The following is a 16,525-nucleotide window of genomic DNA, read 5'->3' as shown; positions in this document are numbered from 1 at the left end:
GAAAACTATCGCGCTTCCGCGAACAGCGCAATGTGGCGTACTGCGGCGTGCAGAAAGGTCGGAAGCGGTGAGCCGAAGTCTCAGTTTGAGGGATCGGGATTACGGTGACAGTGCATTTGACTATCGCTCGCTAAAGAAGGCTTGCGAGTTGAATTCACTGTCACCGTAATGTTCGAAGAAGTCAGCGCGCGACCGGTTCTCGGCGTCGATCACGGCCATAGATCGATTACTGCTCCTTCCTGAACAAATCCTGGAAGACCAGCGGGCCCCAGGTGCGGCCGCGCGCGTGCACCAGCGCGCCACCCTCGTTGAGCTTTCCGAGCTTCACGGGTGCGAAGCCGAGTTGTTTCGCCAAGGCCGCGACGGGAACGATCGCGTCCTCGTCGTCGCTGGACAGAAAGACGACCCGGTGGCCGCCCTCGACGACCGGATCGGTAGCCAGTTTGGCTGCAATCAGATGATTGAAACCTTTCACGAACCTGGCTCCGGTGAACGCCTTCGCGACGACGGCGGAGGACAGAAGACCGTCCAGCTCTTCTCCAAAGCCGTTCGTCGCGTCGATGATCGTCTTGCCTTGCCAACTCGGCAGGGCCTTCGCAACCGCGCGATGCTCCCCGAACGGGACCGCCAGAATGATGGTGTCGGCCTCGAGTGCGTCCTCCAGCGACCTGGCGACGACCGTGGGTCCGATCGCCCGAGCCTGCGGCGCCAACGTCTCGGGCGGCCGGCGGCTCGCGACTGATACGTCGATGTTCCTGCGGGCGAAGGCATGGGCGAGGGCCTGGCCTATCTTGCCGAATCCTATGATTGCGTAGCTCATCATACGTCTCCTATTTTCAGATGGCCGAGAAGCCGCCGTCGACGGACAACTCCACCCCGTTCACGAAGCTTGAATCGTCTGAGGCAAGAAACAGCGCGACCGCCGCGATTTCCTCAGGACGACCCATCGTTCCCCTGGGGATCAGGGATTCGAACATCCGCTTCGCGTCCTCGGTGAGAACCTGGTCCTGCATCGGTGTGGCGATCGGCCCCGGGCTCAGCACGTTCACCCGGATATTCCTGCCCTTCAGTTCGTTGAGCCACGTGCGTGCGAATGAGCGCAGCGCCGCCTTGCTCGCCGCATACACGCCGTAACCGGGAAAACCTTTCACCGACGCAACGGACCCGGTCATGAAGATCGATCCGCCATCGCGGAACAGCGGCAGCGCCTTCTGAACCGTGAACAGCGTGCCGCGCGTATTCAGGCCGAAGGTTGCATCGAAATGCTGCTCGGTAATCTCGCCGAGCGGAACGGCTTCCCCCATGCCGGCGCTCGCGTAGAGGACGTCGATCCTACCCTTGTCCCGCTTGACCGTGTCGAACAGACGGTCGAGGTCGTCGAGATTGGCCGCGTCGCCGCGCACGCCGATCACGTTCTGGCCAATCAGCTTGACGGCCTCGTCGAGCGCCTGCTGCCTCCGGCCCGTGATGAAAACATAGGCGCCTTCTTCAACGAACCGCCTGGCGCTCGCCAGCGCCATACCGCTCGATCCACCCGTGACGACTGCGACCTTACCTTCAAGCTTTCCCATGACTTCTCCATTCGTGGTGTCGGGGCAGCATCTGCCTCCGAGAACCTCGAAATGGGTCCGCAGGGGTCAGGTGTTGAGTGCGGAAGCGCGCACATCGATGGTGCGAAATCGAACCGGCTGGACGATCGACGCCAGCCGCGACGAGCGGTGTCCGCCGGTCGGAATTGGGCCGTACTTGCCGGCATGGGGCTGTGATCGCTGCCCGTGCTACCCACATACGAGACGCCGCTCGATGTGTTGGACACGGGCTTTGGAAGGCGCACCGTGCGGTGCGGGATTGCACCATGATCGACTGGGATGACGTTCGTTACTTTCTTGCCGTCGCGCGCGGAGGCTCGGTGCGGGCTGCCGCCGAGCGCCTCGGTGTGAACCACGCGACCGTGCTGCGACGCATCGCCCAGCTCGAGGAGCGCCTCGGGGTCCATATGTTCGAAAAGCTGCCTTCGGGCTACCGCCTGACGGCTGCAGGCGAGGAGGTCCTCGAGTTCGCGGACCAGATGGAAACGTCTTCGCACCTGCTGGAGACGCGCGTCTTCGGGCGCGACCAGAGCGTGCGCGGGCTTCTGCGGGTGACGCTGGCGCCGCCGCTGGCGACACACCTGCTCATGCCTGATTTCGCCGATTTCGCGCGTCTGCATCCGGACATCGAGATGGAAATCCTGTCGTTCGGCGAGTTGGCAAATCTGACCAACCGGGAGGCCGACGTCGCGATCCGCGTCGTCTACGACCGCAAAACCCTGCCGCTCAATCTTCACGGCCTGAAGGGACCGGAGCTGTTCGGCGCCGTCTACATGTCCAGGGATCGACTGGCCGCGTGGCGTGCGGGCGCGCCTGATCCTGTCAGGTGGATCGTCATCAGCATGCATGGGATTCCGGATTGGGCCAGCGAGGGTGAGGTTCGCACCACGGGCGGTCCGTTCAGGGTCACGGATGCCGGCGCGCAGATCGCTGCCGTACGGCAAGGGCTCGGGATCACGACACTGCCGTGCTTCGTCGGCGATGCCGACCCCCTGCTGGTGAGGGTGCCGGGCACCGACCTGCACATGTACGGAACGGTTTGGCTTCTCACACAGGGCGAGACACGCAAGACGAAGCGCGTGCGGCTCTTCACCGAGTTCGTATCCCGCAGGCTCACCGCGTACGCGCCGCTTCTCGCGGGGCTGTCCGTATCGCGAGCCTGATGCAGCGTCGTACTAAGGCGATGTTGTGTCAGCGATCGCAGGCGATCGTTCTCGCGTTGCCATGCAGGACGTACCCGTCTCACCAGATGAACGGAATCAGGCGCCGGCGCACACGGCGCGCGTAGTCGTCATAGCCCTCGAGACCCGCGCGCAGCGTCTGCTCCTCGATGCCGATCCGGATGCCGAACAAGAGGGCGAGGATGGGGACCGTCGCAAGTCCCCACCACGAGCCGAGCACGAGCGATGTCCCGGCGACGTAGAAGAGCGTGCCGAAATACATGGGATGGCGGACGATGGCATAGGGGCCTGTTGTGATGACGGCCTGCCCGCGGTCCTTCTGCAGTTTCACGACCGGCGCCGCGAAGCTGTTCGTGCGCATGATCCAGTAAATGAACAGCATTGCCGCCAGCAGGAGCCCGCAGCCTGCCCACTGCACGGAAGATGGCATTGCCGACCAGCGCCAGCGCGCCGCATCCGCCACCATGAAGCCCATTCCTCCAAATATGAGGAGCAGGATCGGGATGAGAATCAGCTTGTCCGCGAGCGGCTGATCTTTCTGCAGGGGCGGCTTGAGGCGCTCTCTGAGCAGGCTCGGATCCACGCGCGCCATGATTGTCCCAAACACGACTGAGGATAAGACCATCACGCCGAGATAGAGCCATCCGCCGGTGTAGTCCGTCGTGCCTGCAGCACCAAAGATGATCGCGCCCATGAAGCCGAACCAGACGATTGTCTGCACGATGAGATTGAGAACGAGACCCATTGTTTCTGCCTTTCCCGTCGAAGGTTCGGAGTCTTCCGCACGGCCAGCGCCGCTGCGGGTTTCCTCATTGCCGTCGTCGGCCACGTGTCCAGCGGCTCATGGCGTCCTCCATGGCGCCCCGCATGACCCGATAGAAGTCGGCCATCTCCCTGAGACGCGCGCTTGCCGCCTTGGACGCAGCTATTTCAGCCCCGGCGTTCAACTGCCCGGCCAAGGCGTCGAGCAGACGATTCTGCTGCCGGATCATGGCTTCGTAGTCGTCTGCTACGGCATAAAGCGCGCGTTTTGTCCCAGGCTCGCTATGGCGACGCGCCAGCGTGTAACTCTCGAGCAGCCGAGCGGCTACGCTTGCGCTGCTCTTGCTGATCCCGAGGCTTTCGGTGATCTGGTCGAGGCTGACGGGGCGAGGGCAGAGAAGCAAATAGCCATAGAGACGGGCGGCGACGGGCGGCACGCCCCAGGGCGTGAGCAGCCGTGCCACGTCCTCCGTGAACCGCTGCTCGTCCCTGCTGGTCTTGTTTGACATATTCGGCATATTCCGAATATATAGAAGTAAGGGCCGACTGCAAGCGTCAAGCGGGGGCTCGTGCCTCCCTGTCAGTCCGCTGCGGCTTGTGTTTTGCAGGATCGGTATCATGTCGCCGGAGTTCACGCCTCGGCGGGAGCCATCGCGTCATGGACGAGCGGCAGACGTCGAGCGTAGTCGCAATCATTCCCTGCAACGACCTCGATGCAGCGGAACGGTGGTGGAACAGGCTCGGCTTCTTCAGACCGGTCGATCAAGGCTACGAAGACTATCGGATGCTGTCAGATGTTGGTGGCGAGGTGCACTTGCAGCAGGCGGTGGAAGGCTGGCTCATTCCGGGGAGCAACCCGTTTGGCGTCTACGTCTACACGCCCCGGGTCCGCGGCCTGGCCGCGGCGATGTGCACGGAGATCGTCGAGCCGAGCCGCGCGGCCGAGCACAAGCCGTGGGGCATGTATGAATTCGCGCTAAATGGCCCTGACGACCTGCTCGTCCGCGTGGGCTGGCCGAGCCGGTTGATGACGGAGTAGGTCTGGCGTTGGCGCGAGCCTCTCGGCGCTCAATTGTCGCACCTTCATGTGAAGCATCTCACACGCACGCTTGCGTCAATCATGCGACAGAACACCTGCTGTGATTGTACGTGGTGAATTGGGCTTATTGCGATGCCCGCCACCACATCAGCTGAAATGAGCTGCACACGCCAGAACGACATGTTGAAATAGCCATCAACCGGCCGATTGCGTCGGTCCATGAGAGCTATGGAGACACTATGGCTGACAAACACGAACAGAGCATGGTTGGTACGTGGACCAAAACCACGGCGGCTGCGTGTGCGGACAAATATCCCGCCACCATCACATTCTCGACCGGCACCTACCGCGGCATGCGCGGCGAGGGGCAGGGCATGGTGTGGTGGGACGCGGGAATCTACCGTCTCGAGGATTCCAACACACTCGTCGTCGGGACGGCCAGCGATGAACTTGTGACCTATCGCATTTCACTCGAGGCCGACCGGTTTGAGTTTACGGATTCCGAGGGCTGTGTCGTGACCTATCGGCGCGCGTAGGACTGCGCACGCCACAGCTGACTTGAGATAACGCGGGCGTACCCGCGAACGAGCCCGATGCTCACGTCGATCGCCTCGTCATTTCAACGAGGAGATTACGACATGTGCAATTGCTCAGAGCATGAATCGAGTGGCAGCCTTGCAAAGATGACCGGGGCATCGGTCGAGCCGGCCATGAAGCCGCAGGTGCCGCTGTCGCGTCAGATCAGCATCAGCGATGAGGATTCCGGCGATCAGCCGGCCTCGACCGATCTGCAGCCGTTTCCGCCGTTCAGACTATGCAGGCTCGACTTTCGCGAAGGCTGCTACCAGATCAACTTCAGGCCGACGGCCGGCTTCGTGTCCTTCGAAGGCACGCTGCGCGTCGATCGCTCGGCGCCCGACGGCGGCGCGGATCATCTGATCGTCAGCGGCGATCTCTATTCGAAGCGGCCGGTGATCGGTCCGATCCCCCATCCGTTGCCGCCGGTGGGGAACAAGGACGGAGATGCAGCCACAGCGGACGCGGGGCTGACGAGCCTCGCCGGTTCGCTCAGCGCGGTCGATGAGCCGGCTATTCCGTTCCCGATCCGCAGGCCGAGGATCCCCATCTTCCCCCGCGCGCGCTATCATTCCTATCTCAGGGTGACCAGCGTGTCCGCGCCGGTCGCGGTCCCGCTGCCGAAGAAGTGCGAGCTCACCATCGTCGCCGAGCAGTTCAATTACACGCAGCCGCCGGTCGGCCAGTTCAAGGGCACGTTCCCGGCGACGCCGTCGCGCACCGTGACGATGAAGCTTGCGAAGGTGCCGGCGCCGTTTCCGTTCTCCCTGACCGGCGGACCGTTCTACGAGGGCCGGCTGTTCGAGGGCGGTGTGGACAAGGGCAGCGTCTCGCTCGCCTGGGTGTCGAAATTCTTCCGCAGAGCGACGCTGGAAATCGATACGCTGGTCGGCGCCGTGCGGCCCGCACCGGTGCCCGACGGCGCCGGCGGCACGGAGTTCTTCGACACGATCTTCGCCAGGACCGGCTGGCAGCTGACGGTGGTGCAGGACCAGCTCAACGTCCCGGTGCCATCAGGAGTGGTGCCGACCAACTGCTGGAGCTCTGCGGATCTGCACGCGCTGATGACGACCGTGCGCAATCCGGCTACGAATCTGGACGCCGAATGGCGCGTGCACATGATCGTCGTGCCTGCGAAGCTCGGCTGCTCGCGCGGCATCATGTACGACCAGATCGGCGTTCCCCGCGAAGGCTGCGCGAGCTTCTCCGATGACGGCTATCCCACCTCGGACTCGTCGAACTTTGGTCTCGCCGCGAACAGGAAGCAGCGCGATGTGCCGCGTGCGTTCCTGCGCAGTGCGACCCACGAGCTGACGCACACGCTGAACCAGATCCACCAGGAGCAGGAGACGGCGGCCGACAACTCGATCATGACCACGACGCCGAGCGTGGCGGACGTGCTCGGAGGTCCCGCGACCGGCGAGCCCGGCGTGTTCCCGGATCAGATCAAGCTCGCGCACAACACCAACGTCCGTCATCACCTGAACCACATGCCGGATCCGGTCATTCGTCCGGGCGGATGGCCGTTCGCAAGCTGGTTCCCGACCGGCGCGCCGCAGGCCGCCGACCGGCACGACTTCGAACCTTCCGAGCTGACGCTTGCGGTGACGGCTACGACCGACCGCGTCGCGCTCGGCCAGCCGCTGGATCTGACCTGGACGATGACGAACACCAGCGGCGTGTCGCTGCGCACGCCGAACGACGTCGGCATCGAGGCCCTGTTCGCGTCGATCACGGTCACCGATGCCGAGGGGCGCGAGCGCCCGGTGAGGCCCTTCGTGATCCTGTGCGAGCACGCAAAATTGAGCGAGCTCGAGCCCGGCAAGAGCGTCACGGCCTCGGCGAAGGTGTTCTGGAGCACGGCGGGCTTTGCCTTCGAGCGACCGGGCCGCTACCGCGTCGACGTCGCCGTGTCGTGGTCGGCGCAGGGCGTGATGGTGGGCGTGCAGTCGGGGATCGACGTGTTCGTCGACTATCCGTCCAGCGCCAGCGACAACCATTCGGCCAATCTCGTGCTGCATCCCGAGGTCGGCAAATGGGTGGCGCTCGGCGGCGATGCCTATCACCTCGGCGAGGCGTGCCGGCGCTTGCAGGCGCTCAGCCAGACCGCGGCGCCGGCAGGTGCACTGGCCGTCGCCGGCGACGGTGCGCCCGCGCCGCGGGTGCTCGACGGCTTCGCGGACCTGCTGCCGGACCGCGCCAAGCTTGCGAGGCTGCGTCCCGAGCTGACCGCCGACACGGGCGGCCGCGCGGAACGCGGTCCCGCGCGCGCGGCAGCCCCGGGGCGCAAACGCGCGGCGAAGGCGAAGAAGCGCACGGGGCGAAAGGGGTAGGCCGAAGCCGGAGCCACGGGTATCGATCGCCCGACCCATCCATCGCACGTCACCCGCGCCGCGCACGGCGCGGGTGACGCACGACGCGCCGTCAGAACCGGGCGTCGATGTCGACGACGTCGATCAGCTTGTGATTGACGAACTCCTTGAGGCCGAGCCCCGGCAATTCGCGTCCGTAGCCGGAGCGGCGGATGCCGCCGAAGGGCAGGTCGGCCTCGACCTTGGTCGGGTGGTTGACGAACACCATGCCGGTCGAGATCTTCCTGGCGACGTCCGCGCCGTGCTTCGTGTCGGAGGTGAACACCGAGCCGCCGAGGCCGAACGGGGAATCATTGGCGATGCGCACGGCATCATTCTCGTCCCTGGCGCGAAATAGCATCGAGACGGGGCCGAAGAATTCCCAGTAGCGCGCCGGATTGTCGTCGGCGACATCGGTCAGGATCGTCGGCTGCACGAAGGCGCCCTGGTTGGGGACGGGCGGGCCGACCTGCTCGGCCTTGGCGCCATGCGCAACGGCCTGGCGGATCTTCTCTCTGATCTCGTCGGCCGCCGCCTGCGAAGAGAGCGGCGCGAGCGTGGTTTCGGGGGCGAAGGGGTCGCCCGCCCTGAGGCCGGCCACGCCCTCGCGGTAGCGCGCAAGAAATTCGTCATAGACCGCATCGACGATGATCATGCGCTTGGACGAGACGCAGACCTGGCCGCCGTTCCAGTGACGGCCGAACACCGCCCATTTGATCGTCTTGGCCATGTCGGCGTCGGCGAGCACGACGAACGCGTCGGCGCCGCCGAGCTCCATGGTCGACTTCTTCAGCGCCTTGCCGGCCTGCGCGGCGACGACCGCGCCGGCATCTTCCGAGCCCGTGAGCGCCACGCCATGGACGCGCGGATCGTTGATGATCGTCTCGACCTGCGAGCGTGTCGCGTAGAGATTGATGAAGGCGCCCTCGGGCAGCCCCGCCTCACGCATCAGCCGTTCGAACGCCGCCGCGCTCTGCGGCACGTTGGAGGCGTGCTTCAGCAGCATGGTGTTGCCGGCCGAAAGCTGCGGGGCGATGATGCGGGCGATCTGGTAGTAAGGGAAGTTCCAGGGTTCGATCGCGAGCAGCACGCCGAGCGGCTCGCAGACGATGACGGCCTCGCCCTCGGCGGGATCGGCGACAGTCAATTTCTCCGGCCGGAGCAGGCTTTCGGCATTCTGGACGTAATATTCGAAGATCTTCGCGGACAATTCGACCTCGGCCTTCGCTTCGGTGAACAGCTTGCCCATCTCGAGCGTCAGGAGCTTTGCGTAGGCGTCGGCGTCCTTGCGCAGCAGGTCGGCTGCCTTTTGCAGGATCGCGCCGCGCGCGGCAAAGGACGTCTCGCGCCAGGCAAGGAAGGCCGCATGCGCCGCGTCGATCGCGCGGGCGACCTCGGCATCGGTGGCGGTGGGGAATGTCTCGAGGACTTCACCCGTGTAGGGGTAGGTGGTTGCGTAGGCCATGTGTCGTTCTCGCTCCAGGCATCGTGCAGTGTTTGGTGCCGGCTGCCTTCATGCGCTTCCGACGGGACTGCTGATGAAAGGATGGATCACAACCCAATTCGTCACTTTGAGACAGGTCAATCGAGATGCCTCAGCGCCGTTCACGAGACTGCGAGCGGGCGGTGGTCGGACCTGTCGTCATCAGGGGGCACTGCACAGCACCCCGGCACAAACGCGGGATGTGGGTTGCGCTGTCTCATGATACGCCAGCCACATCGTCCTCTCCGGAGCCTGCCTTCATGTCCGTCGCGACCACCGCCAATCAAGCCCCCGCAACCGCCGCCGAGACCGATCCCGAAACGCTCGGCTGGATGAAGGGCTTCCCGCCGGCGCCGGAGCGGACGATCACCTTCCAGGACGGCTCGTTCCGCAGCTTCCCCGAGCTGCGCTGGGCCTGGAGCAATATCCGCCAATTGGTGCCGACCGTGAACGTCTGGCGCGGGGCGGGACCGGCATCGCCGCTGCCGCGCGAGGACCACGACATCGGCGCGGTCGCCTCGACCACGATGGACGGCCGTCCCATGACCTTCGCGAAAATGCTGGAGGAGACCTACACCGACGGCATCGCCGTGCTGCATCGGGGCAAGCTGATCTACGAGCGCTATTTTGGTGCGTTGAAGCCGCACAAGCCGCATATCGGAATGTCGGTAACGAAATCCTTCACCGGCGTGCTCGCGGGCATTCTGGTCACCGAGGGCAAGATCGATCCGCAGGCACCGGTCACGGACTATGTACCGGAGCTGAAGGCGAGCGCATTTGGCGATGCGCGCGTGCACGAGGTCATGGATATGACCACCGGCCTCGAATACACCGAAGTCTACACCGACAGGAATTCGCATGTGTGGGGCTTGCGGCGCGCCAACGGCATGGCGCCGATCCCGCCTAATTATGACGGCCCGACCACCATTTTCGATTTCCTCGTCGCGCAGAAGAAGCAGGGCGAGCACGGCAAGGCCTTTGCCTACAAGACCGTCAACACCGACGTGCTGGCCTGGATCTGCCGGCGCGCCAGCGGCCTGACGCTGTCCGATCTTCTCTCCGAGCGGATCTGGACGCAGATCGGCGCGGAAGAGGACGCGCATTATCACGTCGACCGCATCGGCACCGAGAGCGGCGGCGGCGGTCTCTCGACCACTTTGCGCGATCTCGCCCGCTTCGGCGAGACCATGCGCAATCACGGCCGTTTTAATGGCCGCCAGATCGTGCCGTCGTCCGTTGTCGAGGACATTTCGCGCGGCGGCGATCCCGAGAAATTCAAGCCGGCCGGCTACACCACGTTGCCAGGTGCCTCCTATCGCAATCAATGGTGGGTGACGCACAACCCCCACGGCGCCTACATGGCGCGCGGCGTCCACGGCCAGGGCATCTACGTCGATCCCAAGGCCGAGATGGTGATCGCGCGCTACGCCTCGCACCCTGTCGCGGGCAACGCCGCCAACGATCCCGTGACGCTGCCGGCCTACATGGCGCTGGCAAAGGCGCTGATTGCGGGCGGATGAGGTGAGGTTGTAGGATGGGTAGAGCGATAGCGAAACCCATCGGCTTCTCTCGCGGAGCACCAGCGATGATGGGTTTCGCTGCGCTCTACCCACCCTACGAGTCCCCAAACCGCAAGATCGGTCGAGCACGTCGCAGCCGTCAGCGACTAACTGGAGCCGCCACGGAGGAGGGACGATGAAGGCGGCGCTGCAAAATTATCAGGATTGGATGCGGCGGGTGCTGGAGCATATCGACCGGCATCTCGACGCTGATCTGGACCTCGACACGCTGAGCGCTGTTGCGGCCTTCTCGAAATTTCATTTCCACCGGCAGTTCACGGCGACCTTCGGGCTGTCCGTGCATCGCTATGTTCAGCTTGCCCGTATGAAGCGCGCTTCGCATCGGCTGGCCTACAGGGACGACGAAAGCGTCACCGACATCGCGATGGATGCCGGCTACGACGCACCGGACGCCTTCGCCCGCGCCTTTCGGCAACGGTTCGGGCAATCGCCGTCGTCGTTCCGGAAATCTCCCGACTGGGAGCCGTGGCTTGCGGCCTTCGGGCCTCTCGACAACGCAAGGAGCAAGCTCATGCAGAAGACCTTTACCCCTGACGACGTGACGATCCGCGATGTCCCGCCCACACGGGTGGCGATCATGGAGCATCGGGGCGACCCGGCGACGCTTCCTGCCACCATCCAGCGGTTCATCGCCTGGCGCAGGGCGGCTAACCTGCACCCCAGGACAAGTCCGACCTTCAATGTCTGGCGTTCCGAGCGGCGTCCCGCCTCGCCGGCCGATTACAGCGTGGACCTCTGCGCCGGGACCGACCAGCCGATCCAGGCGAATGGCGAAGCGATCAAGGCCGGCGAGATCCCCGGCGGACGTTGCGCAGTGCTGCGCGTCGTCGGCCACACCGACAATCTGGAGCCCGCCGCGCTCTACCTTTATCGCGACTGGCTTCCGGCCAGCGGCGAGGAAGCGCGCGACTTCCCGATTTATTGCCAGCGGCTGAGCTTGTTCCCGGAGGTGCCGGAGCATGAGGCGGTCGCGGAGCTTTTCCTGCCGCTGAAATAGCGCACCTGACGGCGGCCTGTCCGTTTCGGTCGTAGGAGACGGACTGGTCGCTATCGAGTTGGCGGTTAAGCCGCTATGCCATCTCGCGCCAGCGCATCGGCAATACGCCGTCCTGCCTGAAACTGTCGAGGAAGCGGAAGCGGGCGGCTTGCGGATTGGGACGGGCTTCGATCGTCGTATCGAGGATCTGCACGACGTCGTTCTCGTCATAGGCGGGCCAGGGTGGCAGACCTGATCCGTTCGGATTCCCCTGCGTCGCGAAATTCACCCAGTAACCCATCATCGTCCGCGCCAGCGCGCGGTCCTCCTCGGCCGGCGGTGCTGTGCTGCCGATCACCTGTTGCGGCGTCAGCGTGCCGAACACGAACGGGATTTCGGTGACATGCGAGGCGATCGGCGTGTAGCGCGACGTATAGCTGAACAGATAGCCGTAGGCGGGCGCGCGCCGGCGACGCCGATGCAGCCGCAGCCACTGCCAGCACTGCTCGCCGATCACGGTGTCGCCGGTGAGGGCCGCCGCGGAGGCCTTCGCCTCGGCATCGGTCGCGGCAGGGTAGACCTTCAGGAAATCGGCCATGCGTTCCCCGCCGAACATTGCCTCGGCCGCGGTGAGAAAGGCGCGCGCCGAGTGGTCGGGCAGGGATTGCGCAGGGAAGGGGAATTCCTCCGCGCTATTCCAGCCCGCCAGCAACGGGATGTGCATCTGCTCGCCGCGCAGGAATCTGCGGGCGGGCACGTCGGGCACCACATCATGATCGATGCTCGGTGAGAATGCCGAGACAACGGGGCTGGCCTTGAAGCTCCATGGTGCGGCTGCATTCAACTGATCGGCCGGCATCGCGCGCAAGGCGGCGATGGACTCATCGCCTTGTTGCCGGGCGAACGCGAGACCGCGCGCGCGGGCTTCTTCAAAACTCTGAAGTGGCCCGTGCTTGCCATCCCAGAACGCGCCGCTCTGTCCGATGGCCTTGTGAAACAGTCCGTGCGCGAGCGGCGAGGCCATCAGGATCCCGGCGGCCATGGCGCCGGCGGACTCGCCGAACAGGGTGACGTTGTCAGGATCGCCGCCGAAGCCGGCAATGTTGGCCTTGACCCAGCGCAGCGCCGCCAGTTGGTCTCTGAGGCCGTAATTGCCCGACGGCGCTTCCGCGTCGAGATCAGGATGGGCGAGGAAGCCGAAGACGCCGAGGCGATAGTTGAAGCTGACGACGACGACCCCGCTGGCCGCCAGCGCGCCTCCGTCGGTCGCGGGGTTGGCCGAGGAGCCGAATTGAAAGCCCCCGCCATGAATCCACACCATCACGGGCCGCCTCTCGTCCGGATGCTCCGCTGTGGTCCAGACATTGAGATAGAGGCAATCCTCGTCGCGCGGTCCCGGCCGATGGTCGTTTTCGAGAGCTGAAAGACAGCCTGCGCCAAACACACTTGCATCTCGCACGCCGTCCCAAGGCGCTGGCGGCCGCGGTGCGCACCAGCGCAGCCGTCCAACCGGGGGCGCCGCGTAGGGGATGCCCTTGAACGACAGCACGCCGCTTGCGTCCCGCACGCCGCCGCGCACGAAACCGGCTTGGGTGCGGACCACACGTCCGAGTTCGGCTGCTGTCGCGGTCGTGAAGGCATTCATGGTCGTATCCCGTCATCGGTAGGCGCCTGGCCGCCGCCCGGCAGGTTTGGCAGCAACCTATCGACTTTCGCCCTCGTTGAATTTAGATATTTAGCCAATCAATGACTAAAAACCGGCAGCATGCGGCAACCCCTTCGCTTTCCATGGTCCAGCCTCGATGTGGACGATCGCTCCGCCCCGGTCATCGCCGTGCGCGTTGACGTGACGGGGACCAAGGGGGAGGTCCCCGATCACAGCCACCGCAAGGGACAACTGGTCTTCGCGTTGGGAGGTGGTGTCACATGTCGCGTTCCCAGTGGCCTGTGGATGGTGCCGCCACATTGCGCGGTGTGGATTCCCGGCGGCATGCAGCACAGCAACCTCGCCACAGAGAATGCCCGGCTGTTTTTCGTCTACATCGAGCCCGACATCGTGGACCTGCCGGGTCGATGCTGCACGCTGTCGATCTCGCCGCTGCTGCGTGAGCTGATCGTCGAGTTGTGCGATCAGGTCGGGGATGACTTGGCGAGGGTGGACCTCCTGGCGAGCGTCCTGCTCCGCGAGCTGCCGCGCATGCCCGTCCAGCAGCTCCATCTGCCGCTCTCGTCCGAGCCGCGGTTGAAGCGGATCGCGGCTGCGCTGGCAAAAGATCCTTCCGACCGCAGGACCCTCGCCGAATGGTCGAAGCGCGTCGCGCTCAGCGAGAGCAGCCTCGCGCGTCTCGTCGTCAGGGAAACGGGTCTGAGCTTCGGGCGCTGGCGCCAGCAATTGCACCTGATCGTCGCCCTGCGAGAACTCACTGCCGGCGCCAGCGTGCAGCAGGTCTCGGCCGATCTCGGCTACGAGTCCGTCGCGGCCTTCATCACGATGTTCAAGAAAGCGCTCGGCAAACCTCCGGCAAAATATCTCAACAGTATCGTGCGGGATGCGTAGGGAAGCACGCAACTTCCCGATCTATTGCCAGCGGCGGAGCTTCTTCCCGGAGGTGCCGGAGCACGAGGCGGTTGGGGACCTTTTTCTGCCGCTGAAGGAGGGGCACCGAATTCCAGGCGTCGAACGTCGTGAATATAAGACTTGACTTATATTAGTGCAGATCGATATTTGCCCTTGCGATCAACGACAAGGAGGAATGCAATGGAGATCGACGTCGCCAGAGTCTTGGGGCTTGTGACGCGTTCGGTGCGGAATTTCGAGAAAGACGGCAAGCCGGCCAGCGCGGTGACACTGACGCGGCTTTACGAGACGAGCGTTGACGATCTTTGGGACGCGGTGACCAGCAGGGAGCGCATTCCGCGCTGGTTCTTGCCGGTCGAGGGAGACCTCCAGCTCGGCGGAAGGTACCAGCTCAAGGGCAATGCGGGCGGCACCATCACGGCATGTACGCCGCCGACCCATTTTGCAGCGACGTGGGAATTCGGTGGTGCGATGAGCTGGATCGACGTCCAGCTCGCGGCAGAACGACATCAGGCGCGGTTGACGCTGGAGCACACCGCGATCATCGAGGATCACTGGAATCAGTTCGGCCCAGGCGCCGTGGGTATCGGTTGGGACCTCGCCATTGCCGGACTTGAGCGATATGTCGCCACCGGGGCATCGGTCGACCATGAGACGGCCGAGGCATGGATGGGATCTCCTGCGGGCAAGGAATTCATGACACGAAGCGGCGAGCAATGGCGCGAGGCGCATGTCGCGAGCGGGGTCGACCCTGACACGGCGAAGCAGCGCTCGGACCGCACCATCGCCTTCTATCGCGGCGAGATGCCGCCCGATGTCGCACATCCAGGCACAGGAAGCTGATGCACGTCTTCGAGGTCCTCGCCGATCCCGTGCGCCGTCGCATCCTCGAGCTGCTGTCGCCCGGGGAAATGGCGTCCGGCGAGGTCGTCGAGGCGATCGGGGCGGAGTTCGGAATCACGCAGGCCGCCGTGTCGCAGCACCTCAAGGTGCTGCGCGAGAGCGGCTTCGCGACGGTTCGGGCGGAGGCGCAAAGGCGGCTCTATTCGGTCGACGTTGCGGGGCTTCGCGCGGTGGATGCGTGGATCGGTCAGTTCAGGAATTTCTGGGAGCCGAAGCTGGACGCGCTGGCGACCGAGATCGCGCGCGGCAAGCGGGAGCGTCGTCACGCTCCCGTCACCAAACGGAGCGGGAAGAGGGCTTGAAGGCGTCGCGAACAAGGTGGCGAAGCCGCCTTAGCGTCACGGTCACCCCCGCGACATTTTCTCGAACTTCTTCACCAGCCGTTCCCGCTTCAGCCGCGACAGCCGCTGGATCCAGAACATCCCGTCGAGCTGATCGATCTCGTGCTGGTGACAGACGGCGCGCAGGGCTTCCGAATCCTCGGTCTGCATGGTGCCGTCGAGATCCCAGTAGCTGATGCGCACGCGGGCGTGACGCTGGACCTCGTCGTTGACCCCGGGCATCGAGACGCTGCCCTCCCGGTGCATGATCATCTCGGGCGAAGCCCATGTGATCTCAGGATTGACATAGGTCCGTGCGCCGTCTTTGGCGTCGAGCTCGAGCACCACGACGCGCAAGGGCACGCCGATATGCGGAGCCGTGATGCCGATGCCGGGCGCGGCGCGCATGGTGTCGAGCAGGTCCGCGGCGAGCTCGCGGAGCTCGTCGTCGAACGCAGTGACGGGGCGGGCAGGAATCGCCAGCCGGCGGTCGGGGTAGCGGACGAGGGGGCGGATGGTCATGCACGCTCCTACCACTCACGGATGGTTGAAGCACCTCGTTCTTGACGCCCTACCAACTGGAAGGTAGTTAATGCGCCATGACCAACGTTTCCTCGACCGCCGACGAGATTCTGGCCTGCGCGCGCACGCTGATCATTGCCGGCGGCTATAACGGCTTCAGCTACGCCGACATCGCCGACATCGTCGGCATCCGCAAGCCGAGCATCCACCACCATTTCGCCAGCAAGGTCGACCTGGTCCGCACCCTCGTGTCGCGCTATCGCGAGGAGGCCGCGGCGGGACTCTCCGCCATCGAGCGCAACATCCCGGACCCCGGCGCACAGCTCAAAAGCTATCTCGCCTATTGGGAGGCGTGCATCAAGGACGCGACGGCTCCGTTCTGCGTGTGTGCGCTTCTTGCCAGCGAGCTTCCGCTCCTGCCCGAGGAGGTGGCGCTTGAAGTGCGCGCCCATTTCCGCGCCCTGGCATCCTGGCTGACCTCGGTGATTGAGCGCGGCAAGCGGCAGGGGCGGCTACAGCTTTCCGGCACGGCGCGGGTCGAGGCCGAAGGATTCATGGCCACGGTTCACGGCGCGATGCTGTCGGCGCGTGCCTATGGCGATCCCAAGATGTTCGGTGTCATCACCCGGCCGCTGCTGGAGCGGCTGTCCGCAACGCGCTGAGAT

The 16,525-nt window shown here is 64.7% G+C and carries 17 protein-coding genes; 10 read left to right on the top strand and 7 right to left on the bottom strand.

Features of this window, described 5'->3' with window-relative positions:
• Window positions 1-226 precede the first annotated feature (226 nt).
• Together AB5K84_RS27180 and AB5K84_RS27175 are read right to left on the bottom strand one after the other, a co-directional pair.
• Entirely contained in the window at window positions 227-820 is a 594-nt protein-coding gene (locus AB5K84_RS27180) for an NADPH-dependent F420 reductase (protein WP_038967647.1), read from the bottom strand.
• A gap of 16 nt (window positions 821-836) precedes the next feature.
• On the bottom strand, window positions 837-1,571 hold the full coding sequence (locus AB5K84_RS27175) for an SDR family NAD(P)-dependent oxidoreductase (RefSeq protein ID WP_011086767.1): 735 nt from the start codon (window positions 1,569-1,571) through the stop codon (window positions 837-839).
• Window positions 1,572-1,855: 284 nt separating this feature from the next.
• Between AB5K84_RS27175 and AB5K84_RS27170 the strand changes: the two genes are divergently transcribed.
• Window positions 1,856-2,752, top strand: a complete 897-nt coding sequence (locus tag AB5K84_RS27170) for a LysR family transcriptional regulator (RefSeq protein ID WP_038967638.1) — start codon at window positions 1,856-1,858, stop codon at window positions 2,750-2,752.
• Window positions 2,753-2,831: 79 nt separating this feature from the next.
• Here the strand turns inward: AB5K84_RS27170 and AB5K84_RS27165 are convergent, their stop codons facing one another.
• Both AB5K84_RS27165 and AB5K84_RS27160 read right to left on the bottom strand, forming a co-directional pair.
• A complete protein-coding gene (locus AB5K84_RS27165) occupies window positions 2,832-3,515 on the bottom strand; it encodes a methyltransferase family protein (protein WP_038967639.1) in 684 nt (227 codons plus the stop codon).
• Between the two features lie 64 nt (window positions 3,516-3,579).
• Window positions 3,580-4,041 carry a GbsR/MarR family transcriptional regulator gene (locus AB5K84_RS27160; protein ID WP_038967648.1) on the bottom strand — a complete coding sequence of 154 codons (462 nt, stop codon included), beginning with the start codon at window positions 4,039-4,041 and terminating at the stop codon, window positions 3,580-3,582.
• A gap of 149 nt (window positions 4,042-4,190) precedes the next feature.
• On the opposite strand from AB5K84_RS27160, the gene AB5K84_RS27155 reads away from it, so the two are divergent.
• From AB5K84_RS27155 to AB5K84_RS27145, 3 genes are all read left to right on the top strand, one after another.
• Window positions 4,191-4,571: a glyoxalase gene (locus tag AB5K84_RS27155; protein ID WP_011086771.1), complete on the top strand. Its 381-nt coding sequence runs from the start codon at window positions 4,191-4,193 to the stop codon at window positions 4,569-4,571.
• 239 nt (window positions 4,572-4,810) lie between these two features.
• The gene (locus tag AB5K84_RS27150; RefSeq protein WP_011086772.1) at window positions 4,811-5,107 is read left to right on the top strand and encodes a hypothetical protein; all 297 of its coding nucleotides are present in this window, start codon (window positions 4,811-4,813) and stop codon (window positions 5,105-5,107) included.
• Window positions 5,108-5,209: 102 nt separating this feature from the next.
• Window positions 5,210-7,480: a hypothetical protein gene (locus AB5K84_RS27145; RefSeq protein ID WP_038967640.1), complete on the top strand. Its 2,271-nt coding sequence runs from the start codon at window positions 5,210-5,212 to the stop codon at window positions 7,478-7,480.
• Between the two features lie 91 nt (window positions 7,481-7,571).
• On the opposite strand, the gene AB5K84_RS27140 is transcribed toward AB5K84_RS27145, so the two are convergent.
• Window positions 7,572-8,963: an NAD-dependent succinate-semialdehyde dehydrogenase gene (locus AB5K84_RS27140; RefSeq protein ID WP_441232697.1), complete on the bottom strand. Its 1,392-nt coding sequence runs from the start codon at window positions 8,961-8,963 to the stop codon at window positions 7,572-7,574.
• Between the two features lie 278 nt (window positions 8,964-9,241).
• On the opposite strand from AB5K84_RS27140, the gene AB5K84_RS27135 reads away from it, so the two are divergent.
• Entirely contained in the window at window positions 9,242-10,501 is a 1,260-nt protein-coding gene (locus AB5K84_RS27135; RefSeq protein WP_038967641.1) for a serine hydrolase domain-containing protein, read from the top strand.
• Between the two features lie 175 nt (window positions 10,502-10,676).
• A complete protein-coding gene (locus AB5K84_RS27130) occupies window positions 10,677-11,558 on the top strand; it encodes an AraC family transcriptional regulator (protein ID WP_441232696.1) in 882 nt (293 codons plus the stop codon).
• 73 nt (window positions 11,559-11,631) lie between these two features.
• Here AB5K84_RS27130 and AB5K84_RS27125 read toward each other — a convergent pair whose 3' ends face one another.
• Window positions 11,632-13,182: a carboxylesterase/lipase family protein gene (locus tag AB5K84_RS27125; protein ID WP_011086777.1), complete on the bottom strand. Its 1,551-nt coding sequence runs from the start codon at window positions 13,180-13,182 to the stop codon at window positions 11,632-11,634.
• Window positions 13,183-13,302: 120 nt separating this feature from the next.
• Between AB5K84_RS27125 and AB5K84_RS27120 the strand changes: the two genes are divergently transcribed.
• From AB5K84_RS27120 to AB5K84_RS27110, 3 genes are all read left to right on the top strand, one after another.
• Window positions 13,303-14,094 (top strand): AraC family transcriptional regulator, encoded by a 792-nt coding sequence (locus tag AB5K84_RS27120; RefSeq protein ID WP_011086778.1) that lies wholly within the window; start codon window positions 13,303-13,305, stop codon window positions 14,092-14,094.
• Between the two features lie 201 nt (window positions 14,095-14,295).
• Window positions 14,296-14,958, top strand: coding sequence for an SRPBCC family protein (locus AB5K84_RS27115; protein WP_011086779.1), 663 nt, complete (start codon window positions 14,296-14,298; stop codon window positions 14,956-14,958).
• Window positions 14,958-15,320 carry an ArsR/SmtB family transcription factor gene (locus tag AB5K84_RS27110; RefSeq protein ID WP_028171024.1) on the top strand — a complete coding sequence of 121 codons (363 nt, stop codon included), beginning with the start codon at window positions 14,958-14,960 and terminating at the stop codon, window positions 15,318-15,320. Before AB5K84_RS27115 ends, AB5K84_RS27110 begins: the two co-directional genes overlap by 1 nt.
• Before the next feature lie 42 nt (window positions 15,321-15,362).
• Here AB5K84_RS27110 and AB5K84_RS27105 read toward each other — a convergent pair whose 3' ends face one another.
• A complete protein-coding gene (locus tag AB5K84_RS27105) occupies window positions 15,363-15,860 on the bottom strand; it encodes a peptide deformylase (protein WP_011086781.1) in 498 nt (165 codons plus the stop codon).
• 77 nt (window positions 15,861-15,937) lie between these two features.
• On the opposite strand from AB5K84_RS27105, the gene AB5K84_RS27100 reads away from it, so the two are divergent.
• On the top strand, window positions 15,938-16,522 hold the full coding sequence (locus AB5K84_RS27100) for a TetR/AcrR family transcriptional regulator (RefSeq protein ID WP_011086782.1): 585 nt from the start codon (window positions 15,938-15,940) through the stop codon (window positions 16,520-16,522).
• The last annotated feature ends 3 nt before the right edge of the window (window positions 16,523-16,525 follow it).

Source organism: Bradyrhizobium sp. 1200_D9_N1_1, assembly GCF_052075915.1.
In the GTDB taxonomy this organism is placed as follows: Bacteria; Pseudomonadota; Alphaproteobacteria; order Rhizobiales; family Xanthobacteraceae; genus Bradyrhizobium; species Bradyrhizobium diazoefficiens.
This window is presented reverse-complemented; position numbering and strand designations above follow the sequence as displayed.

What these genes read in the sequence shown, in the direction of transcription:
- AB5K84_RS27125 (WP_011086777.1), bottom strand. Translation starts at nt 13,182, where the DNA reads ATGAATGCCTTCACGACCGCGACAGCAGCCGAACTCGGACGTGTGGTC.
- AB5K84_RS27115 (WP_011086779.1), top strand. Translation starts at nt 14,296, where the DNA reads ATGGAGATCGACGTCGCCAGAGTCTTGGGGCTTGTGACGCGTTCGGTG.
- AB5K84_RS27175 (WP_011086767.1), bottom strand. Translation starts at nt 1,571, where the DNA reads ATGGGAAAGCTTGAAGGTAAGGTCGCAGTCGTCACGGGTGGATCGAGC.
- AB5K84_RS27105 (WP_011086781.1), bottom strand. Translation starts at nt 15,860, where the DNA reads ATGACCATCCGCCCCCTCGTCCGCTACCCCGACCGCCGGCTGGCGATT.
- AB5K84_RS27130 (WP_441232696.1), top strand. Translation starts at nt 10,677, where the DNA reads ATGAAGGCGGCGCTGCAAAATTATCAGGATTGGATGCGGCGGGTGCTG.
- AB5K84_RS27145 (WP_038967640.1), top strand. Translation starts at nt 5,210, where the DNA reads ATGTGCAATTGCTCAGAGCATGAATCGAGTGGCAGCCTTGCAAAGATG.
- AB5K84_RS27140 (WP_441232697.1), bottom strand. Translation starts at nt 8,963, where the DNA reads ATGGCCTACGCAACCACCTACCCCTACACGGGTGAAGTCCTCGAGACA.
- AB5K84_RS27135 (WP_038967641.1), top strand. Translation starts at nt 9,242, where the DNA reads ATGTCCGTCGCGACCACCGCCAATCAAGCCCCCGCAACCGCCGCCGAG.
- AB5K84_RS27110 (WP_028171024.1), top strand. Translation starts at nt 14,958, where the DNA reads ATGCACGTCTTCGAGGTCCTCGCCGATCCCGTGCGCCGTCGCATCCTC.
- AB5K84_RS27170 (WP_038967638.1), top strand. Translation starts at nt 1,856, where the DNA reads ATGATCGACTGGGATGACGTTCGTTACTTTCTTGCCGTCGCGCGCGGA.
- AB5K84_RS27120 (WP_011086778.1), top strand. Translation starts at nt 13,303, where the DNA reads ATGCGGCAACCCCTTCGCTTTCCATGGTCCAGCCTCGATGTGGACGAT.
- AB5K84_RS27180 (WP_038967647.1), bottom strand. Translation starts at nt 820, where the DNA reads ATGAGCTACGCAATCATAGGATTCGGCAAGATAGGCCAGGCCCTCGCC.
- AB5K84_RS27100 (WP_011086782.1), top strand. Translation starts at nt 15,938, where the DNA reads ATGACCAACGTTTCCTCGACCGCCGACGAGATTCTGGCCTGCGCGCGC.
- AB5K84_RS27160 (WP_038967648.1), bottom strand. Translation starts at nt 4,041, where the DNA reads ATGTCAAACAAGACCAGCAGGGACGAGCAGCGGTTCACGGAGGACGTG.
- AB5K84_RS27165 (WP_038967639.1), bottom strand. Translation starts at nt 3,515, where the DNA reads ATGGGTCTCGTTCTCAATCTCATCGTGCAGACAATCGTCTGGTTCGGC.
- AB5K84_RS27155 (WP_011086771.1), top strand. Translation starts at nt 4,191, where the DNA reads ATGGACGAGCGGCAGACGTCGAGCGTAGTCGCAATCATTCCCTGCAAC.
- AB5K84_RS27150 (WP_011086772.1), top strand. Translation starts at nt 4,811, where the DNA reads ATGGCTGACAAACACGAACAGAGCATGGTTGGTACGTGGACCAAAACC.